This is a genomic window from Sulfitobacter sabulilitoris (genome assembly GCF_005887615.1).
Lineage (GTDB): Bacteria > Pseudomonadota > Alphaproteobacteria > Rhodobacterales > Rhodobacteraceae > Sulfitobacter_E > Sulfitobacter_E sabulilitoris.
Genome location: NZ_VANS01000004.1, coordinates 15,540 through 38,404 on the forward strand (window position 1 = coordinate 15,540; position 22,865 = coordinate 38,404).

At 62.6% G+C, this 22,865-nt stretch carries 17 protein-coding genes; 10 read left to right on the forward strand and 7 right to left on the reverse strand.

Features of this window, described 5'->3' with window-relative positions; translation table 11 throughout:
• Positions 1–7: 7 nt before the first annotated feature.
• From FDT80_RS14330 to FDT80_RS14350, 5 genes are read left to right on the forward strand one after another with little or no spacing between them, the layout of a single operon-like run.
• A complete protein-coding gene (locus tag FDT80_RS14330) occupies positions 8–622 on the forward strand; it encodes a TRAP transporter small permease subunit (RefSeq protein ID WP_138663004.1) in 615 nt (204 codons plus the stop codon).
• 30 nt (positions 623–652) lie between these two features.
• The gene (locus FDT80_RS14335; protein ID WP_138663005.1) at positions 653–2,017 is read left to right on the forward strand and encodes a TRAP transporter large permease; all 1,365 of its coding nucleotides are present in this window, start codon (positions 653–655) and stop codon (positions 2,015–2,017) included.
• A complete protein-coding gene (locus FDT80_RS14340; protein ID WP_138663006.1) occupies positions 2,014–3,354 on the forward strand; it encodes an amidase in 1,341 nt (446 codons plus the stop codon). The genes FDT80_RS14335 and FDT80_RS14340 overlap by 4 nt, the downstream gene beginning before the upstream one ends.
• A 13-nt stretch (positions 3,355–3,367) precedes the next feature.
• Entirely contained in the window at positions 3,368–3,562 is a 195-nt protein-coding gene (locus FDT80_RS14345) for a hypothetical protein (RefSeq protein WP_138663007.1), read from the forward strand.
• Entirely contained in the window at positions 3,559–4,518 is a 960-nt protein-coding gene (locus FDT80_RS14350; RefSeq protein ID WP_138663008.1) for a 2-hydroxyacid dehydrogenase, read from the forward strand. Before FDT80_RS14345 ends, FDT80_RS14350 begins: the two co-directional genes overlap by 4 nt.
• 44 nt (positions 4,519–4,562) lie before the next feature.
• Here FDT80_RS14350 and FDT80_RS14355 read toward each other — a convergent pair whose 3' ends face one another.
• From FDT80_RS14355 to FDT80_RS14370, 4 genes are all read right to left on the reverse strand, one after another.
• Complete coding sequence (locus tag FDT80_RS14355; protein ID WP_138663009.1) at positions 4,563–5,795, reverse strand: glycosyltransferase family 4 protein; 1,233 nt, start codon at positions 5,793–5,795, stop codon at positions 4,563–4,565.
• Positions 5,792–6,673 (reverse strand): glycosyltransferase family 2 protein, encoded by an 882-nt coding sequence (locus FDT80_RS14360; RefSeq protein WP_138663284.1) that lies wholly within the window; start codon positions 6,671–6,673, stop codon positions 5,792–5,794. Before FDT80_RS14360 ends, FDT80_RS14355 begins: the two co-directional genes overlap by 4 nt.
• Before the next feature lie 285 nt (positions 6,674–6,958).
• Positions 6,959–7,663: a sugar transferase gene (locus tag FDT80_RS14365; RefSeq protein ID WP_138663010.1), complete on the reverse strand. Its 705-nt coding sequence runs from the start codon at positions 7,661–7,663 to the stop codon at positions 6,959–6,961.
• Between the two features lie 267 nt (positions 7,664–7,930).
• Positions 7,931–9,361: a hypothetical protein gene (locus FDT80_RS14370; RefSeq protein ID WP_138663011.1), complete on the reverse strand. Its 1,431-nt coding sequence runs from the start codon at positions 9,359–9,361 to the stop codon at positions 7,931–7,933.
• A 150-nt stretch (positions 9,362–9,511) separates the two neighbouring features.
• Here FDT80_RS14370 and FDT80_RS14375 point away from each other — a divergent pair, with 150 nt between their 5' ends.
• A complete protein-coding gene (locus FDT80_RS14375) occupies positions 9,512–10,318 on the forward strand; it encodes a methyltransferase, TIGR04325 family (protein WP_138663012.1) in 807 nt (268 codons plus the stop codon).
• A 25-nt stretch (positions 10,319–10,343) separates the two neighbouring features.
• Positions 10,344–12,131: a CocE/NonD family hydrolase gene (locus tag FDT80_RS14380; protein WP_138663013.1), complete on the forward strand. Its 1,788-nt coding sequence runs from the start codon at positions 10,344–10,346 to the stop codon at positions 12,129–12,131.
• On the opposite strand, the gene FDT80_RS14385 is transcribed toward FDT80_RS14380, so the two are convergent.
• The 3 genes from FDT80_RS14385 to FDT80_RS14395 are packed head-to-tail and all read right to left on the reverse strand — an operon-like array spanning position 12,113 to position 16,647.
• Positions 12,113–13,222, reverse strand: a complete 1,110-nt coding sequence (locus FDT80_RS14385; RefSeq protein WP_138663014.1) for a glycosyltransferase — start codon at positions 13,220–13,222, stop codon at positions 12,113–12,115. The genes FDT80_RS14380 and FDT80_RS14385 overlap by 19 nt on opposite strands.
• Positions 13,223–13,237: 15 nt before the next feature.
• Positions 13,238–15,451: a GumC family protein gene (locus FDT80_RS14390; protein ID WP_138663015.1), complete on the reverse strand. Its 2,214-nt coding sequence runs from the start codon at positions 15,449–15,451 to the stop codon at positions 13,238–13,240.
• On the reverse strand, positions 15,448–16,647 hold the full coding sequence (locus FDT80_RS14395; RefSeq protein WP_170311881.1) for a polysaccharide biosynthesis/export family protein: 1,200 nt from the start codon (positions 16,645–16,647) through the stop codon (positions 15,448–15,450). Before FDT80_RS14395 ends, FDT80_RS14390 begins: the two co-directional genes overlap by 4 nt.
• 528 nt (positions 16,648–17,175) lie before the next feature.
• Here FDT80_RS14395 and FDT80_RS14400 point away from each other — a divergent pair.
• Genes FDT80_RS14400 through FDT80_RS14410 form a run of 3 tightly spaced genes read left to right on the forward strand, consistent with a single transcriptional unit; the run spans position 17,176 to position 22,860 of the window.
• A complete protein-coding gene (locus FDT80_RS14400; protein ID WP_138663017.1) occupies positions 17,176–19,683 on the forward strand; it encodes a condensation domain-containing protein in 2,508 nt (835 codons plus the stop codon).
• Positions 19,676–21,223, forward strand: a complete 1,548-nt coding sequence (locus FDT80_RS14405) for a glucosamine inositolphosphorylceramide transferase family protein (protein ID WP_138663018.1) — start codon at positions 19,676–19,678, stop codon at positions 21,221–21,223. The genes FDT80_RS14400 and FDT80_RS14405 overlap by 8 nt, the downstream gene beginning before the upstream one ends.
• A complete protein-coding gene (locus FDT80_RS14410) occupies positions 21,220–22,860 on the forward strand; it encodes a glycosyl hydrolase (protein WP_138663019.1) in 1,641 nt (546 codons plus the stop codon). The genes FDT80_RS14405 and FDT80_RS14410 overlap by 4 nt, the downstream gene beginning before the upstream one ends.
• The last annotated feature ends 5 nt before the right edge of the window (positions 22,861–22,865 follow it).

A 22,865-nucleotide genomic window follows, 5' to 3' on the forward strand; every position in this document is an offset into this window, starting at 1 on the left:
AGGCAAATTGATCAAACTCGTGCATGGAATTGAAGGGCTGAGCCTTTGGGTCGGGAGGGCGTTCGGATGGTGTATCCTGATCCTGACGCTGTCGGTCTCGTACGAAGTGTTCGTGCGCTATGCGCTCAATGCGCCCACGGTCTGGGCCTTTGACATGATGGTGCAGATGTACGGCGCCCTTTTCCTGATGGCAGGCCCCTATGCGCTGGCGCAGGACAGCCACGTGCGCGGCGATGTGCTTTATCGTCTGTTTCCGGTGCGTTGGCAGGCTCGGATCGACTTCCTTCTGTATCTGATCTTCTTCTTTCCGGGCATTCTCGCGCTGTTCTGGTACGGTTGGGAAATCGCGTCGGACAGTTGGCGCTACAAGGAAGTGAGCTGGAACAGCCCCGCACGCATCCAGATCTATTTTTTCAAGACACTGATCCCATTGGCGGGCGGTCTGTTGCTGCTGCAAGGGTTTGCCGAATTGCTTCGGTGTTGGAACGCGATGCGGACAGGTGTCTGGTTGGAGCGTCTCGATGACGTCCGAGAGACCGAGGACATGCTGATGCACATGGACAAAACGGCGATCCCGGTCCCTTTGCCCGGTGACAATCACATCGACCGCAAGACCAAATAGGCCCTGGCCGCTTCCTGAAAGATAAAAACAATGTCAAATCCCGAAGTCGCCATCCTGATGCTGTGCATGTTCATCGTGCTGGTTCTCCTTGGCTTTCCGATCGCTTTCACTCTCATCGCCATGGGCGTCGCTTTTGGCTACTACGCCTATTACCAGGGTCCGCCCGAGGCGATTTCCGACGTTTTCAACAACAACATCTTCTACCTGCTGAACCAGAACACCTATTCGGTGATGGAGAACGACACCCTGGTCGCCATCCCGCTGTTCTTGTTCATGGGCTATGTTGTCGAACGCGCGAATATCGTCGATCGGCTTTTCTTTTCGCTCTACATGGCCGCGCGAAACCTGCCCGGCTCGCTTGCGATTGCGGCGCTGCTGACCTGTGCCGTTTTCTCGACCGCTTCTGGCATCGTCGGCGCGGTCGTCACCTTGATGGGCTTGCTGGCCTATCCCGCGATGGCCAATGCCAACTACAACAAAAGTTTTGCGTCCGGCGTGATTTGCGCGGGCGGTACGTTGGGTATCCTGATCCCGCCGTCGATCATGCTGATCGTCTATGCCGCCATCGGCAACCTGTCGCCTCTGCGTCTGTATGCTGCGGCGGTCTTTCCGGGGCTGCTGCTTGCGGGATTGTATATCGTCTATGTGATCGTCCGCGTCTGGATCAATCCTTCCATCGCGCCAAAACCTAACCTCGAAGACGTGCCGCCGCCCTCCAAGATCTACAAGGATCTGCTGATTTCCTTCGTTCCGCTGACGGTGCTGATCGCGTTGGTGCTGGGGTCCATCCTCGGGGGGCTGGCCACCCCGGCCGAAGCCGCCGCGATGGGTGCGTTGGGCGGGATGGTGCTGGCGGTCATCTACCGCTCGATGACCTGGCAAAAGCTGAAGGAAAGCGTTTTCCTGACCGCCAAGGCCACGGCGATGGTGTGCTGGCTGTTCGTCGGATCCTGGACCTTTGCGTCGGTGTTCTCGTACCTCGGGGGGCATGACCTGATTTCGGATTGGGTGATCGGGATGAACCTCACGACGATCCAGTTCCTGATCATGGCGCAGCTCATCATCTTTGTCCTGGGCTGGCCGCTCGAATGGTCGGAAATCCTGATCATCTTCGTGCCGATTTTCCTGCCCCTGCTGGAGCCCTTCGGCGTGAACCCGTATTTCTTCGCGATGCTCGTCGCGCTCAACCTGCAGACATCGTTCCTCACGCCGCCAATGGCCATGTCGGCCTACTATCTGAAGGGGGTGCTGAAGAAACAGATCGAACTGATCGAGATCTTCAAGGGCATCATGCCCTATCTGGGGATCGTGATCCTGACGATGGTGCTGATGTATACCTTCCCCGGTATTGCGCTTTGGTTTCCTGACTTCCTCTTTGGCGAATACGTCCCGTGACGGCCGCGCCCCATACCCTGACAGCTACCGAGGCGGTGGCGGCCATCGCCTCGGGCCGCCTCAGTTCCGTCGATCTGGTGAAATCCTGCCTTGGCCGAATTGCCACGACCGACGGCGAAATCAAGGCCTGGGCCCATCTGGACGCCGACGCCGCCCTGGCGCAGGCGGCGGAATGCGACCGCATTCGCAAGGCCGGATATGCGACCGGGCCCTTGCACGGTGTTCCGGTCGGCCTGAAAGACATCATCGACACCGCCGACATGCCCACGCAGCGTGGCACGCCGATATTTGCCGGTCGCAGGCCGGATGCGGATGCGCGGATCGTCGAGCACCTGCGCGAGGCGGGCGCGGTGATCTTGGGCAAGACGGTGACGACCGAACTGGCCTTCGTTCACGCCAACGAGACGCGCAATCCTCATGATACCGGTCGCAGCCCCGGCGGGTCATCCAGCGGATCCGCCGCCGCCGTCGCCGCGTGCCATGTTCCGCTTGCCATCGGCACGCAGACCAACGGGTCGGTGATCCGCCCGGCGTCCTTTTGCGGCACATTCGGGTTCAAACCGACGCGGGGCACGATCAGCCGCAGCGGCGTGTTGCAGACCTCCGCCTCACTGGACCAGATCGGCAGCTTCGGCAGAACGCTGGCCGATGTCGCCCTGTTGACGGACGCGATCGGCAGCTACGATCAACGCGATCCTGCAAGCTTTGCCCGGCCGCGGGCGTCGATGCTGCGCGGCGCGAACGCCGACGTGCCGGTCACGCCCGACCTGGCGTGGTTGGATCTGCCGTTCTACGACCGGCTGGCCGAGGATGCGCGCGCCGGGCTGGAAACGGTGCTCGAAGCCCTGGGGCCTCAGGTCACGAGGATGAGCGCCGCCGACACCCTGTCAAACCTGGTGGCCGTGCAGGCCCGGATTCACGAATATGAAATCTGCCTGCATCAGGCAGAGGTGTTCGATACGCATTGGGATCAGATCAGCGACACCCTTAAACCCATCGTCACGCGTGGTCGCCAGATCAGCAAGGCCGAATACGACGATGCGCTCGCCGTCAAGGCATCGGCGGAAAGCTTCTTTGCCGATTTCTTTACGGAATTCGACGCGATCGTGGCCCCCTCCGCGGCTGGTGAAGCCCCACGGTTCGGCGAGGGCACGGGCGATCCGATCTTCTGCACGCTCTGGACCCTGGCCGGCCTGCCGTGCGTGACACTGCCCTTGCTTCTGGGCGATAATGACCTTCCGATCGGGGTGCAATTGATCGGGCCTGCCGAAAAGGACGACCGGCTTTTGCGCACCGCGCATTGGCTGCAAAGCCACCTCGCGGCTGCGGCGGAATAGCAAAGGATATACAATGTCTTACACTGTCAAACTGATCACGGGATTCATCGGAACCGCCTTGTTGCTGGTCTTTATCGGCGGCCTGTCGCACAGCGTGTCGTCCGGGTTCGCGGGGTTCATGGGCGGTCTGCCGTTCATGATCATCGCCATAATCGTCTGCGCTGCCGCGGTCTATGATTTCTGGGATGAATGTGTTCGCAAGAAATGACCAAGCCGCGTCTCTGGATCACACGCCGTCTGTCCGATGCCACGCTGGAACGCGCCGCGCGCGACTATGATGTCGTGATCAACCATGCCGATCTGCCAGGTACGGCGGACGACATCATCGCGGCCAGCCATGCCTTCGACGCAATCATCCCCTGCCACTCGGAGCATTTCACGGCACCGGTCGTCGCGGCGCTTGGCGACCGTCTCAAGATCGTTGCGAACCATTCGGTCGGTGTCGATCACTGCGATCTGCCCGCCTTGAAAGCGCGCGGTATCACGGTCACGAACACGCCCGACGTTCTGTCGGATGCGACCGCAGAACTGGCCATGCTGCTGATGTTGGGCGCGGCCCGTCACGCTGTCGCGGGGGACCGGATCGTGCGCAGCGGCGCGTGGGATACCTGGTCGCCATCCTTCATGGTCGGCAAGCAAGTCACCGGTGCACGGCTGGGGATCGTCGGAATGGGCCGCGTCGGACGCGCGTTTGCCGCCAAGGCGCGCGGTTTCGACATGGATATCCACTATTACAACCGCTCCGAACTGCCCGCCGATCAGGCAGGGGGCGCGACCTATCATGACAGCATCGAAAGCCTGCTTGGCGTCGCGGATTTCCTGTCGCTGCATTGCCCGGCCACGCCCGAAACCACGGATCTGATGAATGCGGAACGGCTGGCGCTTTTGCCCAAGGGGGCCGTCGTGGTGAATTCCGCACGCGGCGCGCTGGTGGACGAAGACGCGCTGATGGCCGCGCTTGACGCCGGCCACCTGTCGGGCGCAGGGCTTGATTGTTTCAAGGTCGAACCCGGCGGGAACCCCGCTTTCGCACGCTATGACACGATCTTCATGCTGCCGCATATCGGCAGCGCCACGCGGAAAACCCGTGATGCGATGGGGTTTCGGGCGCTCGACAACCTCGATGCCTTTTTCGCGGGGCAAACCCCGCTGGATATGCTGTAGCGTCACCCGCCCCGGCGATACCCGTTCGGATTTTGTTGGCTGGATTAGCGTGCGGCAGGCCGGTCAAGAATGTCGCCATAAAGACCCAACAGCGCGTCGCACCACGTCTCGTCGCTGAGCGACAGATCGCGGGCGTTCGACCGGGCGGTTCGCGAAAGCCGGGCCACAAGCCCGTCGTCATGGGCAAGAGTGACGAGCGCCCTTGCCAGATCATCGCGGTCGCCCGCCGCAAAGCGCAGGCCCATGCCGCCGGTGTCGATGTCGCCGGCCAGCAGCATACTGTCCGAGATCAGCACCGGTATCCCTGACATCAGTGCTTCGGCGGGGGCCAGCCCGTAGGGCTCTGGCCCCAAGGTCGGCGCAACCAGAATCCGGGCATCGGCCATGATACGGCACAGCCCGGCGCGGTCCTGCCAGCCATCGAAGCGGTGCTCGGGATAGTCCCGTGCCAAAGCCTCCTTGTCCTGACCATCGCCGACAAAACGGATCTGCACCCCGGCCTGTCGCCCCGCACATGCGAGTAACCGAACGCCCTTGTAGCTGTGAATGTCGCCGACATAGATGAGATCGCTGTTGCGTTCCGCCGCGACCGGAGAAGCCAGAAAGGCCTGCGCCGGGTTGGGAATGACGCGGATGCCGCCGGGCGATCGCCGCGCAAACAGGCGCGCTTGCATAGCGTCATGCAGCAGGATGGTTGTTACCCCGGGGGCCAGTTGTCGGCGCGCGGTATTCTGCACTGTCTGCCGGGCCACCCGCCAGAGTTTGTGGCCATAGTTCCGCTTGTCGCAATTTCGCATGACGCAGGAAAAGGAGAGCGGAGCGCGTCCACAGGTCTGACCCGAGCGGAAGTCGAAGAAAGCGCCATTGGGGCAGGCAAGGAAGTAGTCATGCGCATGCATCACGCTGCGCGATCGAACCCGCCGCAGCGGCGCCAGCACCGACGGCGACAACGTCTGATGATAACCGTGAAGGTGATAGATCGTGGCGGCGGTATCGTTTTGCGCGATCCAGTCCGCAAGCAACGTCGATGACGCCCGGTTCCAAAGCCCCGCAAGGGCCGCCGAGACACGCCCTCCCTCCAGCAGCCTTTGGCCGCCGACCGCGACCTGGCTCACCCCCTTTGGCAGGTCGTGTGTGGCGTCGCCGCTGAAAAAGGTGACGGGCACGCCGCGCGCCGACAAAAGCGCCGCCTGCGATACCGCCAGTTGCGACGCGCCGCCCCGCACCGTCGAAAAATCGCTGATGATGACAACCCTGTCCGGACAGGACGGTTTCATTTGAATTCGAGCAGGCGTTCTGGCGACATCCGGCCACGGACAAGATCGGCCAGCGCGGTCAGATTGCCCTTGAGCCTGCCCCAGCGGTCTATCTCGGGTTCCGGCTTTAGCGATTTCACCAAATTGCTGATCAGGTTCCGCGACAGGATCGTCAGCACGCGGCGCAAGCTCATGGTCCCCTTGGACAACAGATACAGCGGATTGGCGACCTGGGCATAGCCCAGTGGCACGCCCTTGCTGCGTCCGATTTTCGTGCCCAGATGAACGCCGCGCAGTTCCGGCGATTTCACGATCCGGCCATGGGCCGCCATCTGCCGCGAGAAATCGACATCTTCAAGCCATGCATACAGCTTGAGCCGCTCATCAAGCCGGATTTCGTGATCGACAAGAGGACGCGCCCTGACGGCCATGTTGCATCCGTAGCAATTATAGATGTCTTCAAGCGCCGGGTCAGCGGGGGCAGATGGTTCGGCAAGCCGCCGCTGTGCATGACCAAAGTCCAGCCCGGGCCCGTGAATCCCGTCCTCGAGCACGGTTCCGGTCACCATCACGACATCGGGGTTCTGTGCCAACAGCCGTTCAAGGGTTTGCAGGTAATCGGGAGCCATCAGGAAATCGTCATCGAGAAACAAGAGCACGTCATCACGGCCCAGGTGCTGCAAGGCGGTATTGCGTTGAAGCACGAGTCCCCGCTCGCTTGGGATGACCCGGACAGGAAACGGCAAGTCTTTCAGCGCGGCGGGGTCGATGTCGGTGTCGCTGGCGACGACGACAAGCATGAGATCGGGCAGACGTGTCTGGCGGGCAATATCCCTGACGGTCGACGCCACGACCAGCGGCCTGTTCGTCGTCGGAATGGATACGACCAGGCCCATCATGCAGTACCCCGCCGCATGGCCGCAGTCATGCCGAAACACGCCGACTGCAATCTCTGCAATTGACCGGGAATGCCGGGCGGAGTAGTTTCGACGCCAAAGCTGACATGAAAAACAACAAGAGCAGAACTCATGTTTTTTGACCTACAGGACAACGCCTCCCGGTGTCGCCGGGTGTTGAACGCAGTCTCGCCCGCGATACTTCGGTCCACCGTGATCGGTGCATGCGCACTCAGCTGGCTGGCTGTCATCTGGCTCCTCGCATTCTGATCCGGCGAATGGGTGTGGCTAGCGGGCGCCGTCACCGAGCAGCATTACTTTTATAGTTTTCAGAATAATACCGAGATCTTTCCCGAAGGTGCGGGTCCGGACGTACTCGACGTCCATCGCAACCCGTCTCTCATAGGTCGTCAGGCTTCGACCGTTGACCTGCCAGTAACCGGTGATCCCCGGCTTGATGGAGTGATAATCCGACAGGTATTCGCCGTAGTGGTGTGTCTCTGACGCGACGATGGGCCGGGGCCCCACAATCGCCATGTCGCCAATCAGGACGTTCCAGAACTGGGGCAATTCATCCAGGCTGGTCTTGCGAAAGAACTCGCCGATGCAGGTGATCCGGGGATCGTTGTCCAGCTTCTGGTTGGCGCGCCACTGCGCGGCGGCCTCGCGGTCATTCTCAAGAAGCGCGGCAAGCCGTTCTTCGGCATCCACGGCCATCGTCCTAAATTTCAGACAATTGAATTCCCGGCCATCTTTTCCGACACGCTTGTGCGCGAAAAACACCGGACCGCCTTCCGAAATAAGGATCGCCAGAGCGATGACGGCAATAAACGGCGCAAAAAACAGGAGTGCCAAAACGGCAAACCCTTTATCAAATGACGATCTCGCAAAACTCTTGAGAATGTTAACCTGACGTACCTTCGATGGCAGTGCAGGGACACAAAAAACCCTGGTTTTGGAATCGCCCGCTCGGAGGTGAATATCAGATTCCATGATGTAAGCATCTAGTTTCATTAAAAAAAAGAACGCCAAAAACGCCAAAATGCGAATCGGACGCATTCGATGAGTATAGCTTAAAACCCCTCACGTTTCGGCAAAAACTTTACAAAGTGTTAACTTGCCCCCCTCTTGTCCCCGGTTTGGAGACAATCATCGGGCTTATTCTTGAAAACCCCAGAAAATCGCCTTGAAAAAAACACAATTCCGTCTGGGGGCGATTCAATCTCTGATTATTTTGGGCGGCGGTGGGACACTTGGCAATCACCACGTCGGTGCCTGCGATGTTCCTGCCGTGAACCCGGCTGTTGCAGACCCCGCACGAGGTCTTTGGGTCCGGGCGGCCGTTTCGCGGGCCACCACGCAGATGGACGCAAACGCGACCAGGAACAGGGTCGGGTCGGGCACCGTAGCCGACACCAGCATCGAGGCAAACAACGTGAGCGCGCCGATACGGGCCGCGTAGAATGCCTTTTTCGTGTCCCTTGGCGCAGGGCCGATACCTCTGCCGAAGGCCAATGTCAGAAACCCGGCAAACGCCAAGGTTCCCGGAACGCCGACGCTGCCCAGAAGAACCGTGGCAAACCCGTTCGCACGCAGCGATCCCACCCCGGCGCCCATCCCCCAGGTGTTGAAGAATGCGTCGATGCCGCTTTGTGCCCATGCGCCGCGTTCCAGCCCCGAGAGTGAATCGCCCTTGGACAGCACCAGGCGATCCAGGATATCCGATGTCAGGTCCGCCGCTGGTGTGAGCAGGAAAACCAGACAGCCGACAAGCGCCGCCACAGCCAGCGCGATAATGAAAACGTGACCGAACACGCGCGACATTCCGGTGCTCAGATAAACGGGGGCGTGCAGAACGATCAACAGCAACGCCGCCGCGAGCGACAACATCGCGGTGCTGGACAGCGCCATGAGCGCGCACGCCAGGCTGGCGAACGCCAGTACCCCATCGCGAAACCCATGACCGACCAAAAAGGACATGGCAAAGAAGCCGAAGAACGCGGAGGATGCGGCCCCGAAACCGGAGGCTTCGGCAAATCCGCCGATGATGCGGGCAAACCCCGATACGGTGTGATGATTGTTGAGGTTGTAATCCGCGGTTCGGATCAGTGCCAGAAGCGGGTCGAGCTGCGCGAAATCCGCCAGTCCCAGGACAAGGTTGATGACCCCAGCCGCGACGAGGCCGGACAACACAAAGCCAAGGCCGCGCCGGCGCATGACGAATACGCAGGTCAGAAAGAAGCCGGTAGAGAGCAGAATGTAGAAGGACTGCGCGATGTTCGAATTGCCGGGGGACAGCGGCCACATGGTGGACGGGTAGAAGACGCTGACCTGGGTGCCCTTCGAGGACACGCTCATCGGGAAGACCAGGAACTGGCCTTCGAACAGGCGGACCAGGACGAACCCCGAAAACAACGCGTAGCCGGAAAAGAGCAACAGGCACAGCCCGGCGGTCGGCAACCCCTCTTGCGGGACGCCGCGGCGCTGGCTGACCCAGCGCACGAGCAGCAGGCCGATCGTCAGGATCGCCAGCAGGTTGGCGATGATGATCGACAGCCCGCCCGCCACCAGAGCCGCGAACATGCCAAAGGGCAGCATGGCGACCGTAACCGGCACGCCGTTGTCGGCATTGCGCATGCACAGCGCCAGCCACAATAGCACAAAGGCTGCCGCCAGAGGATAAACGACCATCGGTTTTCCCGTTCCTTTGCCTGCCAGTGTACACCATGCGCCCGCGCCGCCAACAAATCTGCGCCGGCGGTGGGAAAATCACTTTGTTCGGGGCCGGACCTGCACAATACTCGGCGGGACCGGAGCCATTTCGAGTGGAGACCTGAAACCATGCGACCGCGTCAAATGGCCAAGTCCGCGCTGACCGTGGCGCGGCGCACAGTTGGATTGCCGGCGGCGACGTTCTGGGGGCGTCTGATGGCCAGCGGCATCCGCCCTCCCGCCTTTGTCGGGGCCTATCCCGATTTCGACACCGCGCGGGCCAACGCGCCGAAAACCGCGCCCAATACCTATGATGACGACACTGTCGCACCGCTCAATTTCAAGGTGATGTGCGAGGTCCACATCTGGGATTATCCAGTCATTTTCTGGCTCGAACGTCTGTTGAAACCGGATATGCACGTGCTCGACGCGGGCGGGCATTTCGGCACGAAATATATCGCTTTCCAACATATTCTGGCGCTTGGTGCCATTCGGTGGACCGTTCAGGATTTGCCCGCAACGATACGTGGCGCGCGCGCGGGACAGCGGCGCGGGGATGTGCCCGGTGAAATCAGGTTTCTGGATGACGTCACCCAGGCGGAAAGCGCCGATATCCTGCTCATGTCCGGCTTGCTGCAATACCTCGACAGACCGATCGCGGAACTTGTCTCGGCGTTACCTGCCCGGCCGCCGCATATCGTTCTCAACAAGGTCGCGACCCGCGATGGTCCGACTGTCGTCACCCTCGAAAAGATCGGAACGGCGCGTGTGCCCTACCAGATACGCAACCGCGAGGCGTTCGAAGCCGACCTGAGAGCGATGGGCTATGTGATCCGTGACAGCTGGACGATCCCGTCGCTGGCGCGGGTGATCGCAACGCATCCCGCACTCGGGGCCAGCACCAGCCGCGGATACTACCTGGAGCGGGCGGCATGACAGTCCCGCCGGGGCGGTGGGCCGAATGAAACGACCGATTGCCATAGCTGCCGTGGTGGTGGCCGCCGCTGCGGTCGGGCTGGCGCTGGGTGCGCCCTGGCGCGACCTTCTTGGCACGGCCAGGGATGTGGTGGCCTGGCAGGTGCAGGCAGGACAACCGGATCACGCCGACGCGATGATCGCCATGCCCGACGGGGTGCGGCTGGCGACGGATGTGTATCTGCCGGGGGAAACCGGCAGGCGTCCGACTGTTCTCATGCGGCTTCCTTACGGAAAAAGATCCTACGGCGAGGTCAGGTTCTGGGTCGATCAATTGACCCGCCGGGGCTTTGCCGTGGTCGCGCAGGACATGCGCGGGCGGCATGCATCCGAGGGGGTGTTCGCACCCTATCCCAACGCCGGGCGGGACGGCGCGGCAACGCTCGACTGGATCGTCGCGCAGCCGTGGTCGAACGGGCGGGTGGGCACGCTCGGGTGTTCCGCGCTGGGCGAGGCGCAGTTGATGCTGGCCGCCCAGGGTCATCCCGCACATCGCGCAATGGTCCCGATCGCTGCGGGCGGGGCGATTGGCTCTGCCGGGGGCAATCGCGACTACTTCAGCGTATTCGAGGGCGGAATTTTCGCCCTGGCCACCGGTGCGGGCTGGTTCGGGGCACAGGGCGGCAAGACGCCCGCGCGCTCCGGTCCTCATCCGATCGATCCCGCGTCCACGCTGGACCACCTGCCGATCATCGACATCGTCCGGCAGATGCGGCCCGACCCGACCGACTACGAGGCGTTCTTGCGCAATTTCGATGTGCCCGGCTATTGGCGCGATGCGGGCTATGTCACCGGCAAGGAACGTTTTGCCACGCCGTCGCTTCTTGTCGATACCTGGCACGACCCCGGCATCCGGTCCACCCTCGACCTGGCCGAGACATTGGCCCGCGGCGGGGCGCCGGTCAGTACGATCATCGCCGCAGGGACGCATTGTGGGTATCTGGGCAGCGACGGTGATACCGTGGTGGGCGATCTGGCGGTCAGTCCGGAAACAACTTTCGGCTTTGTCGATGCGATCGTCGGGTTTCTTGACCATCACCTGGCCGATGGCCCGGCACCGCAGTTGCCGCCGCTCAGCTATTACTCGCTGGTCGAAGACCGTTGGCGCAGCGCGACACGCTGGCCACCGCAGGCCGCGACCCTCACACGCTTGTATCTGACCGGGGATGCAGCGCTAAGCCCTGCGCGACCGACAGGGCCCGCCGCACCGCGCCGGTTGCGGTCCGATCCCGCGGATCCGGTGCCAAGCATCGGCGGCGCCCTGTGTTGCACCGGCGATCCGGAGGCGCGCAGCGGGCCGGTCTTCCAGAATGCGATCGAGGGGCGCGATGATCTGCTGCTCTATTCGTCCGAGCCGCTGCGCGCACCCTTGTTGGTTGCGGGCCCCATCCGCGCCCGGCTTCGGATTTCAGCGGATGTTCCCGATACCGATGTGGTCCTGCGCCTGACGGACGTCGATCCGGAGGGTCGCTCCCTGCTTGTTCAGGAAGGCGCGCTCAGGCTGCGCTACCGCGATGGCTTTGACCGGCCCAGGCTGATGAAGCCGGGCGAGATCTATGACGTGACCATCGAAATCCGCGATATCGCCTACCTGTTCCGCGCCGGCCATCGCTTGCGGCTTCATGTTGCGGGCAGCAGTTTTCCCCGCCTGGCGCGCAATCTGAATACCGGCGGGACGAACCATTCCGAAACGGCGATGACCGTGGCCAATATCGCCGTGCACAGCGACACTGCGCAGGCGTCCGAACTGATCCTTTATGCGTTGCCCGACTGATCGGCCAGCACGTCTTCGACGACGCGCGCGAAGTCGCGGCGAAACCGCTCCGCCCCGAACCCGGCCGCGTGGTCGCTGATCCCGACGGGATCGAAATCTGCCGCGCGGCGTTCGAAGCGGGCCACCACCTCGCGGATGGCGGTCGTATCCTGACGGTCAAAAAACAAGCCCGTCTTGCCGTCAACGACGCTGTCACACACACCGCCGCGCCCATAGGCCAGCACCGGCGTGCCGCAGGCCATCGCTTCGACCGGGACAATGCCGAAATCCTCCTCCGCCGGGAAAATCAGCGCTTTGGCCCCTTGGTAGAGGGCGGGCAGATTCTCGCCCGCGACCCGGCCTAGAAGCTCGACGTTGGAGGGCAGATTGCGTTCGAGCTCGGCACGCTGGCTGCCATCCCCGACGACCAGCAGGCGATGATCCAGATCGCGAAACGCTTCGATCACCAGATCCGCGCGCTTGTATGGCACCAACTGCGACACGAAGAGATAATAGTCGCGCGTGCCCGCGTCGCGGGGCAGGCGGTAGGCCTCAAGATCGACCGGCGGATGCACGACGGTCGCATCCCTGTTGTAAAACCGCCGTATCCGCCGTGCGATAAAGGTGGAATTGGCGACAAAGCGGTCCACCCGCGCGGCCGAGGTTACATCCCAGACCCGCAAACGGTGGGCCAGCCCCGAGAAATACATCCGGCCCAGCCACCCCAGTCGGTCGCGGTAAGGTCCGTAATGATCCCAGATATAGCGCATCGGCGTATGAACATAGCATACGTGGGCGGCATCCGGCGGCACGATCACCCCTTTGGCGGGGCCGCTCTCGGAAGAGATTACCAGATCGTACCCGGTCAGGTCCAACTCCTCCAACGCGCGGGGCATAAAGCCCAGGTACTTTTGGTAGTGCTTGCGGGCACCGGGCAGACGGGCGATGAATGTCTCGGTGATCGGGCGGCTGTTCAACACATCGGACAAAGAGGCACGATCGGCGACATGAGTGTAGATATCGGCCTGCGGATAGAGCCGGACAAGTTCTTCCAGAACACGCTCGCCGCCGCGCATTCCGACCAGCCAATAGTGAACGATGGCAACCTTCACGGCGTGTCCATTCCGTCAGTACCCGTAGGAATACATATCGACTTCGCGAGAGGCGGCGTCCTTGCGGCGCACCATCGTCAGCACGGTGCCGGCAACGTTCACGCCGCCCTCTTCAAGCCTGCGCAGCGCGTCGCGCGCCACAGAGGCCCGCGTCTTGCCGCACTGAACTGCAAACAGCGTGGCGTCCGCCTGCTTGGCCAGCAAAACGGAATCCGCGAGGTTCAGCACGGGCGGGGCATTAACCACGATATAGTCATACTGCGACGACATGCGATTGAGCAGGCCCTCGAACAAGGGCGACAGGAGCAGGTTCGTCGGATCCTGCGTCGCCCGGCAGGGCGTTATGACATCCGCGCCAAGCACATCGGAATGCACGGTCAGATCCTTCAGCTTTTCGCCGCCCTGAAGATAGCTGGCCAGGCAATTCCCCTCGGACGGCAGCTCAAGCGCCTTGCGGATATCGGGTCGCCGCAAGTCGGCGTCGATCAGCAGGACCGATTTCTTGGGCTGGATCATCACCTTGGCCAGCGCGCAAGACAGGGAGGTCTTGCCCTCGTTCGGGACGGAGGAGGTGACAACGACTATTCGCGGTGTCCTTGTGCGAGCGACATCGAACAGATGTGTGCGGATGGCGCGCACGTGATCCATGTAATTTGTCCTGCTCTTCCCGGTCAGTTCCTTGCGCAACCACTTGAAGGATTTGCCGAATGTCCGGACATAGGGAACGGTCGCGACATTGGGTTTCTGGCTGATCGCGCGCAATTCGTCGGTCGTGGATACCGGCGCATGCACGAGGTTGCGCAAGAATATGAATGCAATTGCCGCTGACATTCCCAGAACCATCGCGGAGAGCATGAAGATCGTCTTGCGCGGACCCGACGGCACGACCGGAACCGACGCGTATCCAATGACGCGCGCCTCGGGGGTCTGAAAATCGGCCTGCGCGCTGGTTTCCTTGAACCGCGACAGGAAATTTTCATAGACAAGGCGGGTCGCCTGCGCGGTGCGTTCAAGCTGGCTCAGCCGGACGGAGGCCTTGGCAAGCGAATCCGCGCGCTGCGACACGACAGCAATTTGTTCGCTCAGCGCATCCTCGCGGTTTCGCGTCACGATGACATCGCTGCGCATGGCTTCCAACCGCCGCCGCAATTCATCCTCGATGCTGCGGTCGATATCGCCAAGCTGGGCGCTGATCCGTATCATTTCGGGGTGCTTTCGCCCCAGCGTGCTGGCCAGTTGCGCCTGCGCGGCGGCCAGTTCGGCGCGCTGCCGCTGAAGTGTCTCGAGCAGCGGCGAGGTCACGACATCGGCCACCGCGCCCAGCCCGCCGGCCTGCTCGAGCATTTCGACCTGGCTCAGCCGCACTTCGGCATCGGCGCGCTCGGTGGAACTGCCGACCAGCTTGGTGTTCAATTCCGCCAGCAACTGGTTGATGCTCACCTCGCTGCCATTGGCGATCTCGATCATGTTGGCCTTGAAATCCACGACCTCCCGGTCGGCGGTCTCGACCTGGTCGCTCAGCTCCAGCAAGCGGTCCGACAGCCAGGCGTTGGCCCGCAGTGTCGCGGCCATCTTGGCGTCAAGTTGGCTTTCGATATATTGATCCGCAACGGCGTTCGCGATCTCTGCCGCCAGTTTCGGGTTGGTGCTGCGAAAGCTGATGCCGATGCCATAGGAAACCCCGATCTGCGACACGCCAAGGTCGCGACGCACCGCGCCGATCACCCAGGACCGCAACGTGTCAAACGGCAGGCGCGCCGCGATGACATGAGGTTTTTCGCCACCACGCGCGATTCTCTTCAAATACGACACGACGCTTTCGGGCCGCGGCAGCCGCGGGTCGAATTCCGGCGCATCGACAAGATCAAGCCGATCCACGACCTCGCCGATCAGGACATTGGACCGGATCGTGATCACCTCGCCGGCCATCACCGACTGCGAGACGTCAAGGTTTGACACGACCTCCTCGACCGGCGTCACCCGTTCCTTTCGGGTGTCGAGGATCACTTGCGAATAGGCGGTAAAGACCGGTGGTACGAATTGCAGATAGACGAACATGGCGACAAGGCTGGCAAATGTCGTCAGCGCGATCAGCCGCGCATTGGAGCGTAGCACGGAAAAGAGATACATCAGGTCGATCGAATGGATCGCGTTGTGCCCCTCGCCGGTGCCATGTACCGGTGCGTCGCTTCCGCCTGGGTGCCTGTTGGCCGTGGGACGGTTCATCATTTATCGTCCAAGGATTCAGGGGATTTCACGACGATGACCAGCAGGTCGCCGGGCAACAATTCGTCACTGGGCGTTATGGTCAGGGTGCTGATCCCCGCGCCATCGCGCCTGCGAACCTGGTATTGCAGCAGCAATTCGGTCTGCAATCCGGAGGCTGCGTTCATCCATTGCTGCAACAGGCGCATCCGATCCTGAAGCGATGCGCGCGTCGACAGCGCCTTCTTGATTTCGCTCAGAAACCTTTGCTGTTCGGTCAACAGCTGTTTTTCGCGTTCGGCGTCGAACTGTGACAATCGCCCGGACAATTCGGCCAGTTGCACCCGCGCGGCAGAGCGTTCTTCGCGCAGCTGCAAAAGCTGGTTGTCGGCCTGGGAGGCCCGAAGTTCGGTCGTGGTGACCTCGTTCTTGGGGATCAACCCGCGATCGGCCAGCGTTCGCACGCGTGTGACCTCGCCTCGGGTGATGGTCAACACCTCGGTCAGAACGACCTCTTGCTGCTCCAGCAACGAGATCCGGTTTTCCGACTCCGATACCGCGTCGGTCAGCAGCTTGCGGCGGGTGGTCGCGTCCTGCGCCTCAAGGGCGATGATCCTGTCTTCCTCGATCCTGTGTTCATCGAACAATTCGCGGTCTATGCCGGGGCGGATCGTCTGCGGCACGTCGGTCCAGACCGCGCTGTCGTTGCCCTTGAGTTGCGCCTGAGCGCGGGCGAATTGCGCGGCCAGCAGAGCGAGATCAAACTCGATCGTATTGAGAGACCCCTCAAGGCTGCGCCGCTCCAGAACCCGCGCTTCCTCGTTGTTCGCTGAAATCGATGGTCCGCCGGCCATGCCCACCGCCTGCTCGGCCGTCATGAAGGGCTGGTAATCGTAGTTGCCCGGCGTTCTGACATCGCCCAGCACCGAGATGGGGCGGAAGCTGGCAATCGACAATTCAATCAGCGGATCCACGAAGATCTCTCGATCGACATAGGCGGCCTGGATCATCCGGCGGGCGTCGCTGACCGTGTTCGACACCACTTCGAGGCCGCCGATAAAGGGCAACTGCACGGCACCGTCGCGGCCTACCGTAAACCGTTGGGGGGGGTCGTTGTCATCCAGTATGTCAAGCTCAAGCTCGTCGCCCACGTTGATCAGGTAGGCGTCCAACGTTGCCGCCGATGCGGGCATGGCCGCGCCGAGGGTCGCGACCAACATGCATGCCGCCCAAACCCAGTTGCGCACCGGGGCGATAAAAAAAGGATGACTTCTCGCTATCAAAAACATGACGAATCGCTGGGTAAAAAATTCATTACTTACTATAGCAACTTAACCCCGCCGCAGGCTTGATATTCACCAAAGCGCCGGACGTGGACGGTTGCGGGCCATCAACCGACAGCCCAAAGGGCAGGGTGGCGCAGGCCAGCACATATGCCAGGCCATTTCGTGTGCACACGTCGGCTCTGCCGTGCCGGCACTGCGAATCGGCGCAATGGGGTGCGTAGGCTTCGTGCACGGGACAGGCGAAAGCCGACCGGTTTTGCCGCCGGACGCCTCGCCTTTTGCGTGAAACTGGCACAGGAGGCCGCGGCGAATTCGATTTTGTTTTGACTCGCCGCGACGCATGGCGCGAAACTATGTATTATTATCAGTTGCGCGCATGCGCCCGTTTCCGGCGAATTTTTTCCGTATTGCCTGATTTGCCGATGGTTTTTTTCGACCAATGGGGCGTGAAAGGGAATTGAAATGAAAGCTTTGCAAGAAGGGAACGTCGTTGCGTCGTTTCCAACCTCGGTCACTCAACAACGCTGCTGGTTCATGGAACAGATCCACCCCGGAAACCGCGGGCTGAACATTGCGGTGCGGTGGGAACTGCGGGGGCCCGCAACCAGCGAAATGGTCGAAACGGCGTTCCGCCAGATCGTGGCCCGACACGAAATCCTGCGGACCTGTTTCATGGAGCGGGACGGGGAGCCGGTTCAGCAGATCGTCGATCATGTCGATTTCCGGCTGAACCGTGTCGATGTCCGCAATGTTCCCGAAGCCGCGCGGGCCGAAAAAATCAATGAAATCGCCAGGGCACATGCCGAAGAGCCCTTCGATCTGGGCGTGCCCTGCCTGATGCGTGTTGCAATGATCCAGATCGAACCGCAGCGCGCGGCGCTGTTGATCGCGGTGCACAACGCGGTGTTCGACGGCTATTCCATTGGCGTGTTGGGGCACGAATTGGGTACCAGGCTTGCGGCATTGGCCGCGGGCACCGCGCCGGATCTGCCCGATCTCGAACTGCAATACGGCGATTACGCCATGTGGCTGGCCGAATACGAGGCCAGTGGCGCAATGGCCGAAGAAGAGGCCTATTGGGTGCGCACGCTGCACGGCATGCCCTATTTCGAACTGCCCGCCGACCACCCGAGGGTGGCCGAGGAACCCGAGACCAAGGCCTGCGCCACGGACCTGCCCGCAGATTTCGAAGAGCGCATGGCGGCGACCGCAAAGGCGTTGGAGACGTCCGTATTCGCGCTGGGCACGGCAGCCTTCAGCATCGCGCTCGAGCGGTTTTCCGGCCGGACCGATATCAGTTTTGCGGTGCAGGTCGCGGGCCGCAACGACATCGACCTCGAACCGCTCATCGGGATTTTCACCAATCCGCTTGTCTTGCGGTTCGACGTCGATCCGCGGGGGTCGTTGGCCCGGCATGCGCAGGCGTCCCGCGATGTGGTCAACGGGGCGCTGGCCCATCAGACCCTGCCGTTCGACAAGCTTGTACAGGTCTTGAACCCGCCGCGCGATCCGCTGCGCATCCCGCTGGTGTCGGTGATGTTCAATCTGCAGCGGGCGTTCCTGAAAGAGCGCGGCTATGGCCCCTTTGAGCTGGTGTCGGTGCAATCGCATTCACCGGGCACGCTTTACGATCTCAACGTCAATATCGTCGGGCGCAATGCCGGATGGCGTATGGTGATCGACTACAACGCCCGTCTGTTCGATGCGGACACGATGCGCCGGTTCTCGGATCTGCTGACCAAGGTGTTCGAGGCCATGATGCACCGCGCCGAGACGCCGATCGGCGACATCGCCGCGCCGTCGGCCCCTGCGCCCGCGGTTCTGGCCGCGTCGACGGCGCTGGCCGAACAGCCGCCTGACCCCACCCCACGCCCCGAGACGGCGACCCGGCTCAGGGCGATCTGGGCCGATGTCCTGGGCCTTCCGGAGACCGAGGTGGAGGGCAATTTCTTTGATCTGGGCGGGCATTCGGCGCTGGCGCTGCGAATGCTGGCAAAGGTCGGGGATCAGTTCGATCACCGTCCGGGAATTTACGCCTTCCTGGGCGATCCGACGCTGGCGGGGCTGGCGCGGCTGCTCGGGCAGGCGGACTTTCCCAAGGGACAGATCTCCGCCCCCGCGCCGCAGCAGGAGCGATCCGCTGCACAGGCCATCTGGCAATTGATCGAATTGCGCGCCGCGCGCCCCGACGCACCGGTGCTGCTGACGATGAACCAACCGTTCATGTATCAGGCGCTGGCGCGGGACATGTCGGCGCAGTGCACGGTCGCCAACTTGGGCGTTGCCGGGCGCGATCACCTTGCGGCGCTGACGGACGCGGGCTTTGACGCGGCACTGGATGCGGGACTTGCGGTGGTCCGCGCGCGATACGCGGGCCGGCCGCTTTTGCTGTGCGGTTTGTGCGTCGATGGCCGGGTCGCGCTGCGCCTTGCCCAGCGTCTGAAGGACAGCGGGGAAGCCGTGCAACTGGTGGCCATGATAGACACCTGGGCACCCGGAGCGATCCAGGCGTTTTCGGCCAATGCCAGACTGCGGGATCGCTGGCGGATCCGGTTGCGGCGCCTGCGCTACTACCTGGGACTTAAAGCTCAGGGCCAGATCGGCTGGATCGATCTGCTGCGGCAGAACGATTTCGCGGCGCGTCTCCTGCCCCGCTCCGGTCAGGCGGCGGCCACCACCGAAACCGAGGCGCTTGTCGATGACACGGTGGACCTGCTGGTGGCGCAGACCCGCGACTACCGTTTCGCGCCCTACGACGGGGAAGCGGCGCTTTTCATCACCCGGTCGCAGGGGCTCGTGCCGCGCGACGGCGTTTTGGGGTGGTCGGGTATCCTGGCCAGTGACACGGCGGTCTATCCGGTCAACGGCTGGCATGGCGATGTCCTGATGCGTTCGGGGTTCGACCGCATCATCGGCGTGCTCGATGCCAAGGCCCGGCGGATGGTGCCCGCCGACCGTCGCGATGACTGAAAATGCCCGCGCGGCGGTGCGCATCGTGCTGGTCACGCCCAGGGGGCAATCCCTTCAGGACTGGCAGGCCCGCCTGATCGACAGGATCGCGGCGGACCCCAGGTTCGATTTTGTGGGACAGATCGAAGGAGAGGGCCGACGCGCCGATCCCGCGCCGTCGCCGGTACTGCGGATGGTGCTGGCGGGCGAACGCGCGCTGATGCATCGCCGCATCAGGCCCTATGACACGGGCCCGGCGCGACGTCTCCTGGACAGTCTTGTCAATCGCGCACCGGCGCAGGCCGATCTGGCGCTGGCGCTGAGTACCGGCGCGCTGTCCGATGGGCAATTGGCGGCAGTCGGGCACGGGGAATGGTCCGTGACCTTTTCCGGCGCGGCAGACCCCTCGTGGATCGGGGCGGCGCGGGATATCCACGGGGCGGAGACCGTTGACGTCGATATCATTGCGCGGTCTGCCGATCATCCGTCGGCAAGGGTGGTGCGTCGTGCGGGTTACAACCCCAAACCGGGCGCCGTTCTGACAGGGGCCTTCGTCGCGGAAAAATCTGTTCTTCTGATGCTGCGCGCCTTGTGGGATCTGGCGGCTGGCAGGGCGCCCGACCGGCCCGCGCCATTGCCCCTGGCCGCGCCTGCGGTTCCGGGTGTCACCGCGTCGCTGGGCTATGCCGCGCAGTTTGCACGGATCGCCCTGCGCAAGCTGAGGGAAGAGAGCCGGACCCGGCAGGGCCGCGCGCGCGTCTATTGGCGCCTTGCCAGCGGCACGGGCGCGCTGGCGGACCTGTCCCTGACGTCGGCGGCACGCCTGCCCGCGCTCACGCATACGATGGCCGACCCTTTCCTGTTCCACGACGACGGGTCTGATTGGCTGTTCTACGAGGCGATGAATGCTGATGACGGCGACGGGTGGATCGCCGCTGCCCGGTTGGTCGGGGATGGGCTTGAAACCCCGGTGACAGCGCTGGCGCGCCCCTATCACCTGTCGTTTCCCTTCGTGTTTCGCGACGGGGGCGACATTTACATGATGCCGGAAACCTGCCAGTCGCAACGGCTGGAGGTCTGGCGCGCAACGCGTTTTCCGACCGACTGGGTCTTGCACGCCACGGCCTTCGAAGGGCAGCACCTTGCGGATTCAAGCCTGTTCAAGGCGCAGGACGGACAGTGGTGGCTGCTGACGAATCTGTCGGACCACCATGCGTTCCAGGACCACTCAAGCGAGCTTTATCTGTTTGCCGTGGATGGGCCGGACCTGACATCCATCGTGGCACATCCCGACAACCCCGTTGCAATCGGCGCCGACCACGCGCGCAACGCCGGCGCGATCATCCGTCAGGACGGTCGTCTGTTCCGGCCCTCGCAGAACAACAGCTTCGGCGTTTACGGCTATGGTTTGAACCTGATGGAAATCTCGCGGCTGGATGCGACGGCCTTTGACGAAAGCCTGATCCGGCGTTTCACACCCGCCGACCGCCCGGGCATTACCGGAATTCACCATCTGAGCGTCGCGGGCGACCGTTATGTCTTTGATTGGAGCGGGCAATGAGACCCTTGGCCACGACATGCTGCGCGGTGATCGTGGCATGGGCGTCGGGTGCGGCCGCGCAGCACCGTGTCGACGCGTTTCGCCTGGGCGTTCAGACCCATTTCGAGCAGGGCTGGTCAACCGACCTGATCGAGACCGCAAAGCGCCTCGGCGCGCCCGCGGTTCGGGATGAAATCGGCTGGAGCGAGGTCGAGACCGCGCCCGGCGTCTATGACTTTTCGGTCGCGGATGCGTACATGCACCCGCTGATCCGGGCCGGCATCATGCCTTTCATCGTCATCAACGACACCAACCCGCTTTACGATGGGGGAAAGACACCACACAGCACGGATGGCCGGGCCGCCTTTGCCCGCTATGTCAGCGCCATCCTGTCGCACTACGGCGCGGATGCGGTGCGGATCGAAATCGGCAACGAGGTGAATTCGGGCGATTTCGTGAACGGTCCTTTCGCCACGGATCAGCCGCGCTATTTCGCGGCGACGGTGCGGGCGGTAAAGGAAAGGCTGCAACAGGACCATCCGCAGGCGGGCATCATCTGCTCGGGCCTGAACACCGTTGCCATCGGGTTCTACCGGTCGTTCTTTCGCCGTGGCGGTTTGGTGGCCTGCGATGCGATCTCGGTGCATCCCTACCGCGACAATCCTGACAGCCTGATGGGCGATCTGGCGCGTCTGCGGGCCTTGATGCGCGAGTACGGTGGCGAAAAACCGATCTACGTGACCGAATTCGGCAACTGGTTCGAAAACCCGGACAATGCGCCCGATTACATGGTCAAGATGGTGACGCAACTGGCGGCCGCCGGGGTGGAGGAGGCCTATTGGTACGCGCTTTTGGACGAGGAATGGTGGCCCAATATGGGCCTGATGGATCGCGGGGGCAAAGCGCGCAAGCCCGCCGCGGAAACCTTCCAGATGTTGCAGACCCGGCTGATCCCGCTCGGTCGGCCCCGCACGCTCAGCGACGATGCGACTGTCCGCGTGTTCGAATTCGGCACCAGCGGAGAGGCCTATGTGCTTTGGGGCAGCGGCGCCACCGTCGCCATCACGGGCGCGGCGAGCTTTCTCGACACACGCGGGCGAGACATCGCGCCCGTGACACGGTTGACGGACAGCCCCGTGATTGTCGTGGGCCGGGGGATCGAGGTGCAGGTCGCCGCTTCGGAAATCGTCGCCGACAGCTTGTACCAATATGGTCAGCCGCCCTGGAGCTATTATGCGCTGCGGCCCGACATTGGCCTTGTCCCGCTGGAGATCATCGACTGGGACTGGACCAGCTACCGGGGTGCGCCCGACCTGTCACCGCTGGCCGTTCGCGACGACTGGATCACGACCGCGCGGTTCGGCGACAAGCCCTATCACGCGATCGAGCGATTCACCGCGCGGGCGGGCGGGCGCTACCGTGTAAGCGGCTGGTGGGAAGCATCGCCCAAGACCGAAGCCTCGCAGCTTCTGATCCGGCACAATCGGCAGACGATTTCCCAAGCCACGATCACGCCGGACAGGTTTTCGCTTTCGGGGGTGTCGTTGCAACTGGCGCCGGGCGATACGGTTGATTTCGAAATCGCGCCCGGCGGCCCCGGCGGCAACGGCTCGGTCCGCCGCCGGATCCAGATCGCCGGCCCGCTGACCGGCGGGTGACGCCG